General features: G+C 74.6%; 13 protein-coding genes. 5 read left to right on the top strand and 8 right to left on the bottom strand.

The genetic code is table 11. The annotated features are described in order from the left end of the window. The first annotated feature begins 87 nt into the window (after nt 1–87). From P2424_RS05870 to P2424_RS05880, 3 genes are all read left to right on the top strand, one after another. Complete coding sequence (locus P2424_RS05870) at nt 88–1,095, top strand: glycerophosphodiester phosphodiesterase family protein (RefSeq protein WP_276474724.1); 1,008 nt, start codon at nt 88–90, stop codon at nt 1,093–1,095. Nucleotides 1,096–1,163: 68 nt separating this feature from the next. Then, on the top strand, nt 1,164–1,727 hold the full coding sequence (locus P2424_RS05875; RefSeq protein ID WP_276474725.1) for a methylated-DNA--[protein]-cysteine S-methyltransferase: 564 nt from the start codon (nt 1,164–1,166) through the stop codon (nt 1,725–1,727). 165 nt (nt 1,728–1,892) lie between these two features. Then, a complete protein-coding gene (locus tag P2424_RS05880) occupies nt 1,893–3,209 on the top strand; it encodes an MFS transporter (RefSeq protein WP_276478839.1) in 1,317 nt (438 codons plus the stop codon). Between the two features lie 121 nt (nt 3,210–3,330). On the opposite strand, the gene P2424_RS05885 is transcribed toward P2424_RS05880, so the two are convergent. The 4 genes from P2424_RS05885 to P2424_RS05900 all read right to left on the bottom strand — a co-directional run bounded on the left by P2424_RS05885 (nt 3,331) and on the right by P2424_RS05900 (nt 9,796). Then, nucleotides 3,331–4,113, bottom strand: a complete 783-nt coding sequence (locus tag P2424_RS05885) for a PIG-L deacetylase family protein (protein ID WP_276474726.1) — start codon at nt 4,111–4,113, stop codon at nt 3,331–3,333. A gap of 320 nt (nt 4,114–4,433) precedes the next feature. Then, nucleotides 4,434–5,162 carry a hypothetical protein gene (locus P2424_RS05890; protein WP_276474727.1) on the bottom strand — a complete coding sequence of 243 codons (729 nt, stop codon included), beginning with the start codon at nt 5,160–5,162 and terminating at the stop codon, nt 4,434–4,436. A gap of 171 nt (nt 5,163–5,333) precedes the next feature. After that, the gene (locus P2424_RS05895; protein ID WP_276474728.1) at nt 5,334–6,743 is read right to left on the bottom strand and encodes an SWIM zinc finger family protein; all 1,410 of its coding nucleotides are present in this window, start codon (nt 6,741–6,743) and stop codon (nt 5,334–5,336) included. Next, the gene (locus tag P2424_RS05900) at nt 6,740–9,796 is read right to left on the bottom strand and encodes a DEAD/DEAH box helicase (RefSeq protein WP_276474729.1); all 3,057 of its coding nucleotides are present in this window, start codon (nt 9,794–9,796) and stop codon (nt 6,740–6,742) included. Before P2424_RS05900 ends, P2424_RS05895 begins: the two co-directional genes overlap by 4 nt. A gap of 223 nt (nt 9,797–10,019) precedes the next feature. Here P2424_RS05900 and P2424_RS05905 point away from each other — a divergent pair, with 223 nt between their 5' ends. Continuing rightward, nucleotides 10,020–11,267 (top strand): amidase, encoded by a 1,248-nt coding sequence (locus tag P2424_RS05905; protein ID WP_276474730.1) that lies wholly within the window; start codon nt 10,020–10,022, stop codon nt 11,265–11,267. Nucleotides 11,268–11,298: 31 nt separating this feature from the next. Here the strand turns inward: P2424_RS05905 and P2424_RS05910 are convergent, their stop codons facing one another. From P2424_RS05910 to rpsA, 4 genes are all read right to left on the bottom strand, one after another. Beyond that, nucleotides 11,299–11,694 carry a tetratricopeptide repeat protein gene (locus P2424_RS05910; protein WP_276474731.1) on the bottom strand — a complete coding sequence of 132 codons (396 nt, stop codon included), beginning with the start codon at nt 11,692–11,694 and terminating at the stop codon, nt 11,299–11,301. 135 nt (nt 11,695–11,829) lie between these two features. Next, entirely contained in the window at nt 11,830–12,426 is a 597-nt protein-coding gene (gene coaE / locus P2424_RS05915) for a dephospho-CoA kinase (RefSeq protein WP_276474732.1), read from the bottom strand. A gap of 105 nt (nt 12,427–12,531) precedes the next feature. Next, nucleotides 12,532–13,485 carry a PAC2 family protein gene (locus P2424_RS05920; RefSeq protein ID WP_276478840.1) on the bottom strand — a complete coding sequence of 318 codons (954 nt, stop codon included), beginning with the start codon at nt 13,483–13,485 and terminating at the stop codon, nt 12,532–12,534. A gap of 231 nt (nt 13,486–13,716) precedes the next feature. After that, a complete protein-coding gene (rpsA, locus tag P2424_RS05925; protein ID WP_276474733.1) occupies nt 13,717–15,240 on the bottom strand; it encodes a 30S ribosomal protein S1 in 1,524 nt (507 codons plus the stop codon). 394 nt (nt 15,241–15,634) lie between these two features. Between rpsA and P2424_RS05930 the strand changes: the two genes are divergently transcribed. After that, nucleotides 15,635–16,597 (top strand): class I SAM-dependent methyltransferase, encoded by a 963-nt coding sequence (locus P2424_RS05930; RefSeq protein WP_276474734.1) that lies wholly within the window; start codon nt 15,635–15,637, stop codon nt 16,595–16,597. Nucleotides 16,598–16,615: the final 18 nt, after the last annotated feature.

The raw sequence follows: 16,615 nt of genomic DNA on the forward strand, positions 1-16,615 counted from the left end.
GCGCCACGTCACTTTGTCCTGGCTTGGTTGTATTGCGCATCGGGAACTGTCTCGGCAGTCCGTGCAGGTACAAGCGAGGAGTCCCGCATGTCGATACGCCCGCTGACCGCTGCCGCCGCAGGTGCGCTGCTGGGTATGAGCGCGCTCTTCCTCACCGCCACGCCGACCGCAGCGGCCTCGCCCCGCCCGGCGGGACAGACGCCGGATCCGGTCGTAGACTTCTCCGGCTTCCCGGGCTTCGGCGGCGACGAGGACCCCGACCCGGAGCTGCAGCAGCCCCCCTCCGACGCCAGAAAGCCGCACCGGTCCCCGCTCCCCGTGGCCCACCGCGGGGCGTCCGGCTACGCGCCGGAGAACACGCTGGCCGCGGTCGACAAGGCACACGATCTCGGCATCGACTGGGTCGAGAACGACGTGCAGCGCACCAAGGACGGCAAGCTGCTGGTCATCCACGACACCACGCTCTCCCGCACCACGGACGTCGAGCAGCGCTTCCCGGACCGCAGCCCGTGGAAGGTCTCCGACTTCACGCTCGAGGAGATCAAGTCGCTGGACGCCGGAAGCTGGCTGGACAGCAAGTTCGCGGGCGAGCGGATCCCCACCCTGGGCGAGTACCTGGACCGGCTCACCAGGAACGGGCAGGACCTGCTGCTGGAGCTGAAGTCCCCCGCGCTCTACCCGGGCATCGAACGCGAGACCCTCGACGAGCTCGACCGGCAGGGCTGGCTGGACCGCCGACACACCAGGAGCCGGCTCATCATCCAGAGCTTCGACAAGGGCGCGGTGCAGAAGGTGCACCAGCAGCGTCCCGAGGTGAAGACCGGCTTCCTGGGCACCCCCAAGGCGGCCGAGCTGAAGGACTACGCCGGGTTCGCCGACCAGATCAACCCCACCCACACCGACGCCACGGCCGACTACGTGAAGGCCGTCCACGCACTCAAGGGGCCGCACCACAAGCGAATGGAGATCTTCACCTGGACCGTGAACGACGCCGAGACCGCCCGCAAGGTCGCCGACGCGGGAGTGGACGGCATCATCTCGAACAAGCCGGACGTGGTCAGCGACGCCGTGCAGGGGTCGGGGCCCACCGGCTGAGCACCCCGGGCGGGCGATCCGGACGGGTGCCGACGGCGACTGTCGGTGTGCCCCTCTAGGGTGCCGGTATGACAGACACCCCGGTGCGGCCGACGGCCTGGTCCCTGCGGGAGACGCCCATCGGACCGCTGCTGCTCGCGGCCACCGCCGAGGGCCTGGCCCACGTCGTCTTCCACGCGCGGGGACGCACGCTCGACCGGGCCCTCGCCCGACTGCACGCGCGGCTGGGCGCCGAGCCGCTGCCGGCGGCGCAGGCACCGGCGCCCGCCGCCGAGCATCTCGGTGCGGCCGCGGCCGCGCTGGACGGCTACTTCGCGGGCTCCCCGGCGCCCTTCACCGTGCCGCTTGACTGGTCGCTGACGGAGGGCTTCCCCGCGCGGGTGCTGCGCGAGCTGGCGACCGGTGTGCCGTACGGGACGACGGTCGGCTACCAGGACCTCGCCGTGCGCGCGGGCGACCCCGGTGCGGCCCGCGCGGTCGGCGCCGCCATGGGCGCCAATCCGCTGCCCGTGGTCGTGCCCTGCCACCGGGTGCTGGAGAGCTCCGGCGCGATCGGCGGCTTCGGGGGCGGGTTGGAGACCAAGCGTGCGCTCCTCGCGCTGGAGGGCGTGCTGCCGCAGCCGCTGTTCTGAGCCCCGGAACCGGCCATGAGTCCGTGGTGGCGGGCGGCGCCGGGTGCCAGACTGCACGGCGTGACTGACATTCGCGACACGGCTGACGGTGATGACACGCCCGACGCGCCCGGCGGACTGCCCGGCGGGCTCTCCCGGCGCAGCACACGGCGCGGGGGGCTCGCCGTGCGCGGTCCGGAGCAGCCCGCCGCGGGGGAACCGGAGGCGGACGGCGGGATCGATCTGCGGGCCGTCCGGCGACGGGCGCGGCTGGCCCTGGTCCTCAGCCAGATCCTCGGCGGACTGGGCGTCTCCACGGCGGTTGCGCTGGCCGCCGTGCTGGCCGAGGACATCGGCGGCTCCGAGGCGGTGGCGGGGCTGGCGTCCACCTCCTCGGTGATCGGGACAGCGCTGCTGTCCCTGCCGTGCGCGGCGCTGATGGCGCGGCGCGGGAGACGGGTCGGGCTGACGTCCGCCTACGCCGTGGCGGCCGTCGGCGGGCTCGTCGTGGTGGCCGGAGCCGCGCTGCGGAACTTCCCGCTGCTGCTGGTGGGCATGGCCGCCTTCGGCGCCAGCAACACCGCCAATCTCCAGGCGCGCTTCGCCGCCGCCGACCTGGCCGAGCCGCTGCACCGGGCGCGGGCCATCTCCACGGTGGTGTGGGCGACCACGGTCGGCGCGGTCCTGGGCCCGAACATCGCGGGGCCCGCCGGGAGGAGCGTGGCCGGCCTCGGGGTGCCGGAGACGGCCGGCCCCTTCCTGTGGGGCACGGCGGTCTTCCTGATCGCCGGAGGGCTGCTGCAGGTGCTGCTGCGGCCCGACCCGCTGCTGACGGCCCGCGCGCTGGCCCGGACGGCGGCGGGCGACCGGCGACCGGACCAGGACGGCGGAGGCCGGCGGGGGGACGAGGACGGCGGAGGCCGGTCGCTGCGGGCGGGGCTGGCCGCGGTGACGGACTCGGCGCCCGCCCGGGTCGCGCTGGCCGCGATAGCCGGCTCGCACACCGTCATGGTCTCGGTGATGGTGATGACCCCGGTGGACCTGGGCGGGCACGGCGCGGGAGTGGAGCTGATCGGGCTCGTGCTCAGCGGCCACATCGCCGGTATGTACGCCTTCTCGCCCGTGATGGGCTGGCTCGCGGACCGGATCGGCAGGTTCAGCGTCATCCTGGTGGGCGCGGGACTGCTCGGGTGCGCCACCGCGCTGGCCGGGACGGCGGACGGGAACCACGCGCAGTCCGCGGCCGGGCTGTTCCTGCTCGGGCTGGGCTGGTCCGCGGGGCTGGTGGCCGGGTCCGCGCTGCTGACCGACTCCGTACCGCAGCGGGCTCGCGCCGCCGTGCAGGGCTTCTCCGACCTGATCATGAACTCGGCCGCCGGTGTCGGCGGCGCGCTCTCCGGTCTGGTGGTCGCGCAGGCCGGCTACGGCTGGCTCAACCTGCTGGCAGCGGCGCTGCTGATCCCGGTCACGGTGCTGACGGTGACCGTCGCGGTACGGCGCTGAGAAAGGCCGTTCGCGGGCGTCGTCCACGCCCCCCAGCAGGTGCGGGGTCGCACGGCGGGCCCGTCGCCGCCCGACGAGGGCGGGGCGGGCGGCTCGGGTGCGCCGTCGGGTCGGCCGCGGGTCAGCGCGCGTGGAGTTCGAAGGCCACCGCGCGCCGCCCCTCGTTCCGGTCGGCGTACATGTCCAGTCCCCCGTGCACGATCGAGCGCGCGTATGTCTCCGGGTTCTGGTCGGTGAGCGCCTCGATATAGGCACGGTGTTCCAGCAACGAGGCGACCCCCTTGCGGGCCGCCTCCTCCCCCACCGAGACCGCGTGCGTGACGGCCGGTGAGGCGAAGACGGCCACCCACCGCACTCCGTCCCACGGCAGGAAGCCTTCCACGTCGAACTGCTCGCTGAAGATCCACCGGTTGCCCGCGTCCCCCACGGCGTCCAGGACCGAGCGGCCCAGCGCGCGGTGGTCGGGGGTGTTCCACGGACTGCCGGGGCCGCCGCCCCAGGTGTCGTGGTGATTGAGGGTGAGGACCAGCTCCGGGCGGTGCCGGCGGATCGCCGCGGCGATGTCGCTCCGCAGCGCCGGCCCCTCGGCCAGGACTCCGTCCCGGTGGTCGAGGAACTCCACCTCGGTCACGCCCACATGTGCGGAGCCGGCCCGCTGTTCGGCCTCGCGGACCCCGGCGGCCTCCGCCGGGTCCATGGTCTCGATACCCGCCTCGCCCCGGGTCGCGAGCAGATAGGTGACGTCCTTGCCCTGCGCCGTCCACTCGGCCACGGCCGCGGCGGCGCCGTACTCCATGTCGTCCGGATGGGCGACGACCGCCAGGGCCCGGGTCCAGTCCTCCGGCATCGCCGCCAAGCGCATCCGCGCTCCCTGCTCCTCGGCGCCTCCCGCTGTGGCCGTCATGTCCGCTCCGCCTCTCGTCGCCCGCGCCCCGTCGGCGCCGCTGTCCATGGCAACTCCCAGGCCCCGGGCGCCTGTTCCCCGGGGGGTACAGCGCGTCTCCGCGGCCCGCCGCCGGGCAGGGGCCGATGCCGGGTGGTTCCAGGGTTCCAGCCCGACGGCGGGTCGGCATGTCGGCGGCCCGGCTCGGTGCGTGGAGCTGCGGGAACGGTGCGCGGCGCCAGCGGGCCGGCCCGGTGCGCATGCCATGACGGCGCCGCGCGGTGGGAGCGCGGCGCCGTACGGGAAGGCGTGGTTCTGCGGCGCCGGAACGGCGGGCGGGATCAGCCGTAGGGGTTGCCGCGGGGGTCGGCGGGAGCACCGCCCTGCTGCTGGCCCGGGTTGCCGTAGTACGGGCCGGGCTGCTGCGGGTGCTGCTGGGGCGGGGCCGCCGGGGCTCCGGGCGCCTGGGGCTGACCGTAGTAGGGGCCCTGCTGCGGCTGGCCTCCGGGCTGGGGGTGGGCCTGCGGAGGCTGCTGCGGCGCGTAGCCCTGCTGGGGCTGCGGCGCGTAGCCCTGCTGGGGTGCGTAGCCCTGCTGCGGCTGGGCCGGAGGAGCGTACTGCTGCGGCGCGTGCCCCTGAGGGGCGCCCTGGGCGCCCTGCCCGCCGCCGACCACCGCGAGCAGTTCCTCCAACTCGTTGCGCCAGATGCGATGCACGTTGATGCGCACCGGCTTCGCCTCACCCGGGAGCGCCATGTGGTAGAAGCTCCACAGAGGGTTGAGCTGGATCTCGCCGAAGAGCGGGCGTGCCTGGTCGCGCGGGATCGCGTGCACGATTTCCTTCGGCCGCTGGGAGAACCGGGACATCCGCTGCACCAGCAGGGCCTGTTCGGTGACCGTAATGAAGTAGTACTTGATGAGGAACTGACCGATCAGGCCGAGGAAACCGACGCTGAGCCACGGTGTGGGACCCGCAACGGCCCCGACCGACACCAGCGGACGGTCTCCGGGCGCCTGTTGGGCGATGGCCTCGGCCACCTGCTTCTTCATCGTCGCCTTGCGAAAGGCCATCGGACCGCTCCTCGCTCCGTTCGCCGCGGGTACGGCGCTGTCTCTGCGTTCGGCGCAGAGTACTCGCTCCGGGTGACAGCACCCCTCCCGGGTCCGCGGATCGGCGGCGCGGAGCGCGCTCCGCACACGGGAACCCCGGCCCGCGGGGCGCTCCCCGGGCAGCCGCGCCCGTCACCGCTGCCCGAGCCCGGTGAGGGCCTGCACCGGATCGGTCGCGGAGGGGCCCTCGGGCCACCAGTCGGCTGCGTCAGCGCTTCCGTCCCGGCCGGAGCCGCAACGGTCCCCGGGCCCCGGGCCCGAGGCGTCCCGGTAGGGGTACCAGCGACCGTCGCCCCCGAAGCGGAGCTGGACGGGGCGTGTGGTGTGGGTGAGCTGATTGCGGTGGATGGTCATCCCTATCCCCAGGCCCGCCAGGGCGCTGCGCCCGCGGTCGAAGTCACCCGCCGGCGGATCCCAGGCGGCCTCCAGCACGGCCAGCCCCGCTGAACCGCCCTGTCGCCAGGCCGCGGCGGCCCGGGCCAGCTCCAGTGGGTCCCGGCCGACCGACCGCGCCAGACCGGCGAAGCGCGCGGAGAGGGTCCGTCGACCGGTCAACTGCGGGTGAGTGGCGGCGAGGCGCACCGCGTCGTGCCAGCGCGACAGCTCGGGCAGCGGATCGTGGTCCACCACGCGGCGGGGCCCCGCGCCGGCGTCCACCGGCACAGCCGAGAGCGCGCACCGGGCCCGGACCGCCGCGTCGGCCGCGAGGAAAGCGAGAGCGTCGGCGTCGGGTGCGCCGGGCAGCTCGGGATAGACCCCCGGCTCGCTCGCGACGTCCGGCAGCGGCTGCGGCTCCGGGAGCGGAGGGCGCACGGAGGTGGCGAAGACCTCGGTGGCGAGCCGCGTGGCGCGCGGCCGCCGCCCGTCGCACAGCGAGCCGCCGGCGTGCCCGCCGGACCGGCGCGGCGGCGCCCCGCCTCCACGCCTGCGGGGGCGCCCGGCGGACGTCTCGATGCGGTCCGCACCGAGACGCGCGACCTCCGTGCGCACCGCCTCCGCGCTGCGGCCCCGCATCAGCAGCAGCGCCCAGGGGTCGGCGTCCAGCAGCCGTCCGGTCTCGTAGCCGAGGGCCGCCGCGTGCTTGCACGGGTGTCCGTGGTCCGGGCAACTGCACGCGGGCAGCAGGTCCTCGGCGCCGGGCAGCAGCCGGACCCCCGCAGCCTGCGCCACGGACACCACGTCCCAGGGGACTTCACCGTCCAACAGCGCCGCCGCCAGCACCGGGCGGGCGGCGACAGCCGTCAGAAACGCCACCCACTCCTCCTCGGACAGCACCGGCAGCCGCCATTCGGCGCGGTAGGGGCGCGCGCGGCTGCCGCGCACATACGCCAGGACGCGTCCCGTTCCCACCCGCGGTGCGGACACCGCTCCGGCACCGGCCGCTCCCCGGGGCCCGCCCCGGCCCGTATCCGCGTAGGCCCGGCCGCGCGCCAACCGGGCGGTGTCCCGCGCCGCCCCCTCCATCGCCCGCGACCAGGCAGCGCCCCAACTCCCGGCCGGATGCGCCGGGGCGGCCCCGGACCCCGGTGCGATGCCGCTCACGGCTGCCTCCGCAGCGCCACCAGATCCGCCAGTTCCGCGTCGGTCAGCTCCGTCAGCGCGGCCTCTCCCCCGCTGAGCACCGAGTCGGCCAACTGCTGCTTGGCGGTCAGCAGCCGGGCGATGCGGTCCTCGACGGTGCCCCGGGTCAGCAGCCGGTGCACCTGTACGGGCTGGGTCTGGCCGATGCGGTAGGCCCGGTCGGTGGCCTGCTCCTCGACCGCCGGGTTCCACCAGCGGTCGAAGTGGACGACGTGTCCCGCGCGGGTGAGATTGAGACCGGTGCCCGCCGCCTTGAGCGACAGCAGGAAGACGGGGACCGCACCGGACTGGAAGGCGTCCACCAGCTCCTCCCTGCGGCCCACCGGTGTCCCGCCGTGCAGGAGCTGGGTCGGGACGCGGCGTTCGGCGAGATGCGCCCGCAGCAGCCGGGCCATCTCCACGTACTGCGTGAACACCAGCACCGAACCGCCCTCGGCCAGAATCGTGCCCAGCAGTTCGTCCAGCAGCCCGAGCTTGCCGGAGCGGCCGGGGAGGCGTCCGGCCCCGCCCTCCCGCAGATACTGCGCCGGGTGGTTGCAGATCTGCTTGAGCGCGGTCAGCAGCTTCATCACCAGGCCGCGCCGCTCCATGCCGGTCGCCTCCGCGATCCGCGCCAGGGTCTCGCGCACCACCGCCTCGTACAGGGACGCCTGCTCCCGGCTCAGCTCGACCGTGTGGTCCGTCTCCGTCTTGGGCGGCAGCTCGGGGACGATGCCGGGATCGGACTTCCGGCGGCGCAGCAGGAAGGGTCGCACCAGCCGGGCCAGCCGCTGGGTCGCCTCCGGGTCCTCACCGCCCTCCACGGCTCTGGCATGCCGGGCGCGGAAGGTCTTGAGCGGGCCGAGCAGTCCGGGCGTGGTCCAGTCGAGGAGAGCCCACAGCTCGGAGAGGTTGTTCTCCACGGGTGTGCCGGTGAGGGCGATCCGGGCGGCGGCCGGAAGGGTGCGCAGCGCGCGCGCCGTCGCGGAGCCCGCGTTCTTGACGTGCTGGGCCTCGTCCGCGACGACCAGCCCCCACGCCTGCCCGGCGAGTTGCTCCGCGCTGCCGCGCAGGGTGGCGTACGTCGTCAGGACGAACCCCGCGTCCGATTCCGGTCCCCCGGCCGCTCCGGGTCCGCCGCGCTTCAGCCCCTCCAGGGTGCGTCCGGGACCGTGGTAGCGGCGTACCGGCACATCGGGCGCGAACCGGGCCAGCTCCCGCTGCCAGTTGCCCAGCAGCGAGGCCGGGCAGACCACCAGCGTCGGCGCCGTCGCGCCGCGCTCGGCGCGGCGCAGATGGAGCGCGATGAGGGTGACGGTCTTGCCCAGCCCCATGTCGTCGGCGAGGCAGCCGCCCAGTCCGAGCGACGTCATCGACTCCAGCCAGCCGAGCCCCTGACGCTGGTATCCCCGCAGCCGGGCGTGCAGCCGGGCGGGGGCGGCCACTGCGGGCCGGTCCGGGTCGGTGGCCGTACGGAGCGTGTCCCGGAGCGCCGCGAGAGCACCCACCGGCACCGCCTCCACCCGCTCCCCGTCCACCTCGGCTTCCCCGGAGAGGGCCGCGGCCAGTGCATCGCCGGGCGAGAGCAGCCCCAGGTGCCGCTTGCGCGCCTTGCGCACCAGCTCCGGATCCACCTGCACCCACTGGTCGCGCAGCCGCACCAGCGGGCGGTGCGCCTCCGCCAGCTCGTCCATCTCCGCCTCGGTGAGCGGATCCCCGTCCAGCGCCAGTTGCCAGCGGAACTCCAGAAGCTGCTGCTCCTTGAAGAAGCCGAACCCGTCGGCCGCCGAGCCCGGCGACCGCGGTCCCGGGCGCACCACCGCCGTGGCGCTCAGCAGCTCCCGGGCCAGGGCACGCGGCCAGTGCACGGCCACCTCCGCCACGGCCAGCTCCCGGGCCGCCCGGCCCAGCAGGTCGTTCAGCTCCGTCTCGGTCAGCGGCAGCACGTCGGGGGCCGGCCGCTCCAGCAGCCGCTCCAGCGGCGGCCAGACGCGCGCGGCCCGCCGCACCGCCAGCACCGTGTCCATCCGGGCCCGCGACCCCAGGTACTCCGCCTCGCCCTGCCACAGCGCGGCCACGTCCGCGACGAGTGTCGGGTCCGCGGCACTGCCGGCCTGGACGACCGCCGCCGCGACGTACGGCTCCGCAGCCTCGGTGCCGGTCCGCTCCGGGCCCGGTCGCTTCGGTCCGGGTTGCTCCCGGCCGCTCCGCTCCGGGTGGAACCTCGCCGGGACGCGCCGCCCCTCGGTGCCCTCCAAACCGACGACCGGCTGGTGGCCCTCCGGGTCCTCCGGCTCGGGACCGGCGTCGAAGACACGGTCCGCCGACAGGTCGAGCCGCAGGGAGACGCGGATACCCGCCTCGGTGCCCGCGGCCACCTCACCCGCCCACTCCCGCAGCCGCGGGTACTGTTCGGTGAGCCGCTGCCGCCCCGGGGCGGCGAACGCCGGCCCCGCCACCGCAGCCCCGGCGGGCGTGCGGGGCAGCACGTCGGCGACCGCGTCCAGGAAGTCCCGCACGAGCGCCTCGGGGTCCGGGACCCGCAGCGGCTCGTCCACCGGCCGGTTCACGGAATCGGCCGGCTCCCGCGGGGCCGGTACCGCGTGCGCCTGCGGGGGCATCGCGGCGGCCACCGCCCGCAGCTGCGCCACGTCCTCCGGGTCGAGGGGGCCCGCCCGCCACACGTCCGCGTCCCCTTCGCCCAGGCCCGGCAGCAGGCGTCCACGGGCCACCAGCCGCAGTCCGTGCAGCGCCGCCGCGCCCCAGCAGGCGGCAGCGGGGTGCGCACCGCTCTCCGTACGCGCCCGCACCAGCACGGGCAGGGCCTCGCGTACCGACAGCCGACGGGCCGGCACCGCGCGCCGCCGCACACCCTTCCCGTGCGGCCGCACCACCGCGAGCTCTCCCGGCTCCCCCTGCTCGGGCAGCTCGCCCCCGTCGTCCCGCCAGAACGCCACGCGCCCCTGCCGGGGCACCTCGCCCGGCAGGAACACCGCAGCACACCGCAGGAGGCCCGCACCGCTTCCCGGCCCCATCCGCGTCCTCGCTTCCGCCCTCGCTCCACACCACACCGGCCGACAGCAGGCCGACGGGCCGGACATCCGGCCCGCACTCGTGGACGAGTCTAGGAGCGGCCACTGACAAGCCCGTCGACGCTCAGAAAGCAACGAGGCGGAGCGCGGCGGCGACGTCCCTGCCCCCGCGGTGGGCCGCCCCGGGAAGAGGCGGCGAGGCGGCGCCCGGCTGTACCGTTTCCCCGTGACCGGGGAGAACGCGTGTACAGCAGCCGCCGCACCGGCGCGCCCGCCGGACATCGCCGTCCGCGCCCGGCTGTCGGCGGTCGGGATCGCCGCCGAGGTGGCCGCGGGCCGCGTCACGGCGCGCGAGGTGGTGCGGGAAGCGCTGGCCCGCATCGCGGAAGCCGACCCGTCGATCAGAGCGTTCACCACGGTGTGGCCCGCGCGTGCCCTGGAGTACGCGGCGGCCGTCGACCGGGCCGTCCGGGACGGCGAGCGACTGCCGCTGGCCGGAGTGCCGTTGGGGGTGAAGGCCACGCAGCGGCTCTCGGCACCGTCCGTGGCCCGGCTGGTCGCGGCGGGCTGCGTGCCGGTCGGTGCCACGGCCACCCCCGGCCCCGGAACCCCGTGGCAGACGTGGGGGGCCACCGACCGGGGCCCGACCCTCAACCCGCTGCGGGCCGACCTGAGTCCGGGCGGGTCCTCGGCCGGTTCGGCCGCCGCCGTCGCGGCCGGGATGGTCCCGCTCGCCACCGGGAGCGACGGGGCGGGCTCCGTACGGATCCCGGCCGCGTGGTGCGCGGTGCTCGGCCTGAAGCCGACGGGCGGACTGCTGCCCCTGCCCGGCAGCCCCGCCGCACGCCCCCGGCGGAGCGTGCCCGGACCACTGGCGCGCACCGCGGCCGACACCGCCGCCTGCTTCGCCGCCCTCGCCGGCACCTCCCCTGCCGCTCCCGAGCCGCCGGAGCGCCCGCTGCGCACGGCGTGGTCGGCCACCCTGGGCTGCGCCGACACCCGGCAGCCGGTTGCCGCGACGGCGCGTGCCTTCCTGGAGGAGCTGGCCCGGACCGGCGCCGTCGCGCCGCGGCCCGCCGCCGTCCGGCTGCCGGACGCCGCCGACTGCTGGCGCACGCTCCGTGCCCGCCGCCCTCCGGGGGCGGTCCCCGCACCGGAAAGCGGCACGGCGGCCGACCGCACGGGCGCCGAACTCGCGGCCGAGCTGGACCGGATCCTCGGCACGGTGGATCTGCTCGCCACGCCGACCACTCCCAACCCGCCGCACGGCCACCACGGGCCGGGAGGGGACATGAGCGTCGCTCTCACCTGGGCCTTCAACATCACCGGGCACCCGGCGCTCAGCCTGCCCGCCGGTCGGACCGCGGCCGGTGAACCGGTCGGGCTGCAACTCGTGGCAGCCCACGGCCGGGAGGCCGACCTGCTGGCCGTCGCGGCCGCCGCCGAGACGGTGCCGCAGTCGCAGCCGCACTGACCGGCCCGGGGTCCGGGGCGCGCTCCGCGGGTCAGTTGCCCAGGTCCGTCGCCCCGGGTCCGGGGGGCTCGAAGCTCTCGAAACCGGCGGCCTCCACGAAGTCGGGCCGGGGATCGAGTGCGGCGGCGAGCTTGAAGTGGGCGCGTGCCTCCTCGTCGCGGGAGGCGCGCTGGAGCGTACGGGCCAGGGCGAAGTGTGCGAAGGCGTTGTCCGGCTCGCGCTCCAGCACCCACTGGAACTCCTGCTCGGCGGACCGCAGCCGGGCCTCCAGGAAGTACGCGCGGGCGCGCAGCAACCGGGCACCCCGGTGCTCCGGGTGTTCGTCGATCACGTTGTCCAGCAGGTCGACCGCGCCGCGCGGGTCGCGCGCCGCCAGCAGCTGCTCCGCCGCGCGGAACTGGATCAGGTTCGTCTCGGGGCTCGTCACGACATTGCCCTTCCCTCGGCTGACGACTGGGCACAACGCCGGACCGCGCGCGGCCATTCCCGCGGCGGGCCGGCGGCCGAAGCGAGGGCCGGCCGCCGCACGGCCGACACGCGGCAGCGGGCGGTGGGCAGCGGGTCAGCCGCGCAGCTCGTCCCAGATCTCGCGCACCCTGGGCGCCAGCTCCGACAGCGGCCCGTTGTTGTCGATCACGATGTCGGCGACCGCCAGCCGCTCCTCGCGACTCGCCTGCGCGGCCATCCGGGCGCGCGCCTCGTCCGCGTCCGTGCCGCGCAGCCGCACCAGGCGGTCGAGCCGGGTCTCGGTGGCGGCGTCCACGACGACGACCGTGTCGTAGAGCGGCGCGAGTCCGTTCTCCACCAGCAGCGGCACATCATGGACGACGACCGCGTCCGGGTCGGCCTCCCGCGCCGCACGCTCCAGTTCGGCGGAGCGCTGGCCCACCAGGGGGTGCACGATCGCGTTGAGCGCCGTCCGCCGCTCCGGGTCGGCGAAGACGAGAGCAGCCAGCCGCGGCCGGTCCAGGCGGCCGTCCCCGGTCAGGACCTCCGCACCGAACTCGTCGACGATCGCCGCCAGGCCCGGAGTGCCCGGCTCCACGACCTCTCGCGCGATCCGGTCCGCGTCCACGATCACCGCTCCGCACTCGGCGAACAGCCGTGCGACCTCACTCTTGCCCGAACCGATCCCGCCCGTCAGACCCACCTTCACCATGCGGCCCACGCTATCGGGTGTCCGCTCCCGGGCGGCAGCCCGTCACCGCCGGGTGCCGCCCGGCCCGGGGCGCCGGGCGGGACCCCGGGGCGGGACCGGCCCGGCTCACTCCTGGCGTCCGCCCTCGGAACCCGGACCCTGCCGGCCTTCACGATCGGCGAGAAACTGTTCGAAGACCGCGCCCAGCTCCTCGGCGGAGGGCAGTTCGGCGGGCTCGGCCACCAGATTGCCGCGGGTCTCGGCACCCGCCACCGCGTCGTACTGCTGCTCCAGGCCGCGGACGACCGAGACCAGTTCCTCGTCGCCCTCGGCCAGCTGCCGTTCGATCTCGTTCTGGGTGCGCAGCGCCTCCGTCCGCAGCGCGTGCGCCACCTCCGGGAGGACCAGCCCCGTCGCCGAGGTGAGCGCCTCGGCGACGACGAGCGCGGCGTCGGGATAGGTCGAGCGGGCGATGTAGTGCGGGACGTGGGCGGCCACACCGAGCACGTCATGTCCGCTCTCCGCCAGCCTGAGCTCCGTCAGCGCCGCCGCGCTGCCCGGGACCTGGGCCTCGTCGAAGGCGGACGGCTGGCCGGGCACCAGGTCGGTGCGGTTCCCGTGCGGGGTGAGCCCGACCGGGCGGGTGTGCGGGACGCCCATCGGGATACCGTGGAAGGTCACCGACAGCCGGACCCGCAGCCGTTCCACGATCTCGCGGAGTGCCGCGGTGAAGCCCTCCCATTCGCTGTCCGGCTCCGGGCCGGACAGCAGCAGGAACGGCGCGTCCGTGGCGTCCCGCAGCAGTCGCAACTCCAGCCGGGGCGTCTCGTAGGACACCCAGTGGTCCCTGCGGAAGGTCATCATCGGCCGGCGCGCCCGGTAGTCGAGCAGGCGGTCGACGTCGAAACGGGCGACGGTGCGGGCGGGCTGGCTCTCCAGCAGCCGCTCCACGATCTGCTCACCGGTGTCGCCTGCGTCCATGAAGCCCTCGAGGTGGTACAGCATCACCAACCCGGCGCTGTCCGGCTCGGCGGCGATCGCCTCGACCGCGTCGAGTCCCGCCTGGTCCCAGGAGTACATCGCTTCCCGCTTCTGTGCCATACCTCTTCCAACGTCCCGCCCCCGCGCCCGCATTCCCCCTCCGGAGGATCGGCCGTTCCCCTTCCGGGTGTTCGGGGCCGCCGTCCGGCGGCCGCGCACCTCCCGCAGCCCGCGGGTATCCGGCGACGGGCCGAAACGGGCCGAGGCCCGCACCCCGGAAGGGTGCGGGCCTCGGTTCCGCTGTTCTGCTCCTCGCCTCGCGGCGAGCGATCAGCTCTGGCCGCCGGCCAGCTTCTCGCGGAGCGCGGCAAGCGCCTCGTCAGAGGCCAGCGCGCCCGAGTCCTCGTCCGAACCCTCGGACGAGTAGGAGCCGCCGCCCTGGCCGCCGCCGGTCCCGCCGCCCTGCGGGGTACCGGCGCCGCCGCCGGTCGCACCCTCGGCCGCGGCCTGCTCGTCGGCCTCGCGGGACTTGATGACCTGCGCCTGGTGCTGCTCGAAGCGGGTCTGGGCCTGGGCGTACTGGCCCTCCCACTCCTCGCGCTGCTTCTCGTAGCCCGGCAGCCAGTCGTTGGCCTCCGGGTCGAAGCCCTCGGGGTAGATGTAGTTGCCCTGGTCGTCGTAGGACGCGGCCATGCCGTAGAGCGTCGGGTCGAACTCGACCGCGGTCGGGTCCGCACCGAAGGACTCGTTGGCCTGCTTCAGCGAGAGGCTGATGCGGCGGCGCTCCAGGTCGATGTCGATGACCTTGACGAAGATCTCGTCGTTGACCTGGACGACCTGCTCCGGGATCTCCACGTGGCGCTCGGCCAGCTCGGAGATGTGGACCAGGCCCTCGATGCCCTCGTCGACGCGGACGAACGCACCGAACGGCACCAGCTTGGTGACCTTGCCGGGGACGACCTGGCCGATCTGGTGGGTGCGGGCGAACTGCTGCCAGGGGTCTTCCTGGGTGGCCTTGAGCGACAGGGACACGCGCTCGCGGTCCATGTCGACGTCCAGCACCTCGACGGTGACCTCCTGGCCGACCTCGACGACCTCGGAGGGGTGGTCGATGTGCTTCCAGGACAGCTCCGAGACGTGCACCAGGCCGTCGACGCCGCCCAGGTCCACGAAGGCACCGAAGTTGACGATGGAGGAGACGACGCCGGAGCGCACCTGACCCTTCTGGAGGGTGGTGAGGAAGGTCTGGCGGACCTCGCTCTGGGTCTGCTCCAGCCAGGCGCGGCGGGAGAGAACCACGTTGTTGCGGTTCTTGTCCAGCTCGATGATCTTGGCTTCGAGCTCCTTGCCGACGTACGGCTGGAGGTCGCGCACCCGGCGCATCTCGACCAGCGAGGCCGGGAGGAAGCCGCGGAGGCCGATGTCGAGGATGAGACCACCCTTGACGACCTCGATGACGGTACCGGTGACGATGCCGTCCTCTTCCTTGATCTTCTCGATGGTGCCCCAGGCCCGCTCATACTGGGCGCGCTTCTTCGAGAGGATCAGGCGTCCCTCCTTGTCCTCCTTCTGGAGGACAAGGGCCTCGATCTCGTCACCGACGGCGACGACCTCGTTCGGGTCGACGTCGTGCTTGATCGACAGCTCTCGGGAAGGGATGACACCTTCGGTCTTGTAACCGATGTCGAGCAGGACCTCGTCCCGGTCGACCTTCACGATGACGCCGTCGACGATGTCGCCGTCGTTGAAGTACTTGATCGTCTCGTCGATCGCGGCGAGGAAGGCTTCCTCGGAACCGATGTCGTTGACCGCAACCTGCGGAGTGGTGGCGGAAGTCTCGGTGCTGCTCGTCATGTGGAAAAGGGTCTCCGGTACGGACATGAAGTCGTAGGTACTGCTACGCCGAGGACCCTTCGAACGCACCACACATGCAAGTCAGCCGGACAGCCTGGAAAACCCGGAACCCGAGGGGACATACAGTCGATGCGAGCGCGGCCTGCTCCGTCCGAGGCACGCAGGCCCGCAGCGCAACTTGTAGCATACGGGGGCCGCTGGGCATGGTCAATGCGCGAAAGAGCACACCTGGGATGCAACACCCCATACCCGGCAGAACTCGCCGCTCCGCACGGCCGGATGGCGGCACGACCGGGGGCGGCAGCCAAGCCGCCGAGAGCCGGACCGGAGCTCCGGGAGCACCCCACGGCGCACTGCGGGACACCGACACACCGAGATTACGGGGAGCGCCGCAATGGAACAAAAGCACGAGGCCGGTGAGGGTGTCCACCCCCTGACCCACGGTGATCGCGCGGGTGGGCCCGGCGGCGCGCCCGGCCCGCGGGACGGCACCGGGCACGCCGGGCACGCCGGGCACGCCGGGCACGCCGGGCACGCCGAAGATATTGAGGACGCCGAGGCCGTGCGGCGGCCGGCCGGGGGCCGGGAGACCAGCCGGGCCAATCGCGGCTGGTGGGACCGGAACGCGGACGAGTACCAGAACGACCACGGTGACTTCCTCGGGGACGCGCGCTTCGTCTGGGGGCCCGAGGGCCTGGACGAGGCCGAAGCGGAGCTGCTCGGTCCCGCGGAGCAGCTCCGGGGGCTGGACGTGCTGGAGGTGGGTGCGGGTGCCGCGCAGTGCTCCCGCTGGCTGGCCGCGCAGGGCGCCCGGCCCGTCGCACTCGACCTCTCCCACCGGCAGCTCCAGCACGCGCTGCGGATCGGCGGCGGGGATCCGGGCCGGCCGGGGTTCCCGCTGGTCGAGGCGGACGCCAGGGCGCTGCCTTTCGCGGACGGGTCCTTCGACCTGGCCTGCTCCGCTTTCGGCGCGATCCCGTTCGTGGCCGACCCCGAGCGGGTGTTCGCCGAGGTGGCCCGGGTGCTGCGCCCCCAGGGCCGCTGGGTCTTCTCCCTGACCCACCCGCTGCGCTGGTCCCTGGCCGACGAACCGGGGCCCGAAGGGCTGACCGTCCTCGCCTCCTACTTCGACCGCACGCCGTATGTGGAGGAGGACGGCGCGGGGCGGACGGTGTACGCGGAGCACCACCGGACTCTGGGGGACCGGGTGCGGGAGCTGGTCGGCGCCGGGTTCCGGCTGGAGGATCTGGTCGAACCGGAGTGGCCGGAGTGGAACCAGCAGGTGTGGGGCGGCTGGTCGCCGCTGCGCGGGCGGCTGGTCCCGGGCACGGCCGTCTTCGTGTGCACGCTCGCCTGACCGTCGCGGCGACGTCGG

It is taken from the genome of Streptomyces sp. WMMB303 (assembly GCF_029351045.1).
GTDB lineage: Bacteria > Actinomycetota > Actinomycetes > Streptomycetales > Streptomycetaceae > Streptomyces.

Bases quoted from the DNA above. Each gene is read 5' to 3' on its own strand.
- P2424_RS05920 (WP_276478840.1), bottom strand. From the start codon at position 13,485: ATGTACTCCTGGGACCAGGCGGGACTCGACGCGGTCGAGGCGATCGCC.
- P2424_RS05930 (WP_276474734.1), top strand. From the start codon at position 15,635: ATGGAACAAAAGCACGAGGCCGGTGAGGGTGTCCACCCCCTGACCCAC.
- coaE (WP_276474732.1), bottom strand. From the start codon at position 12,426: ATGGTGAAGGTGGGTCTGACGGGCGGGATCGGTTCGGGCAAGAGTGAG.
- rpsA (WP_276474733.1), bottom strand. From the start codon at position 15,240: ATGACGAGCAGCACCGAGACTTCCGCCACCACTCCGCAGGTTGCGGTC.
- P2424_RS05870 (WP_276474724.1), top strand. From the start codon at position 88: ATGTCGATACGCCCGCTGACCGCTGCCGCCGCAGGTGCGCTGCTGGGT.
- P2424_RS05900 (WP_276474729.1), bottom strand. From the start codon at position 9,796: ATGGGGCCGGGAAGCGGTGCGGGCCTCCTGCGGTGTGCTGCGGTGTTC.
- P2424_RS05885 (WP_276474726.1), bottom strand. From the start codon at position 4,113: ATGACGGCCACAGCGGGAGGCGCCGAGGAGCAGGGAGCGCGGATGCGC.
- P2424_RS05875 (WP_276474725.1), top strand. From the start codon at position 1,164: ATGACAGACACCCCGGTGCGGCCGACGGCCTGGTCCCTGCGGGAGACG.
- P2424_RS05890 (WP_276474727.1), bottom strand. From the start codon at position 5,162: ATGGCCTTTCGCAAGGCGACGATGAAGAAGCAGGTGGCCGAGGCCATC.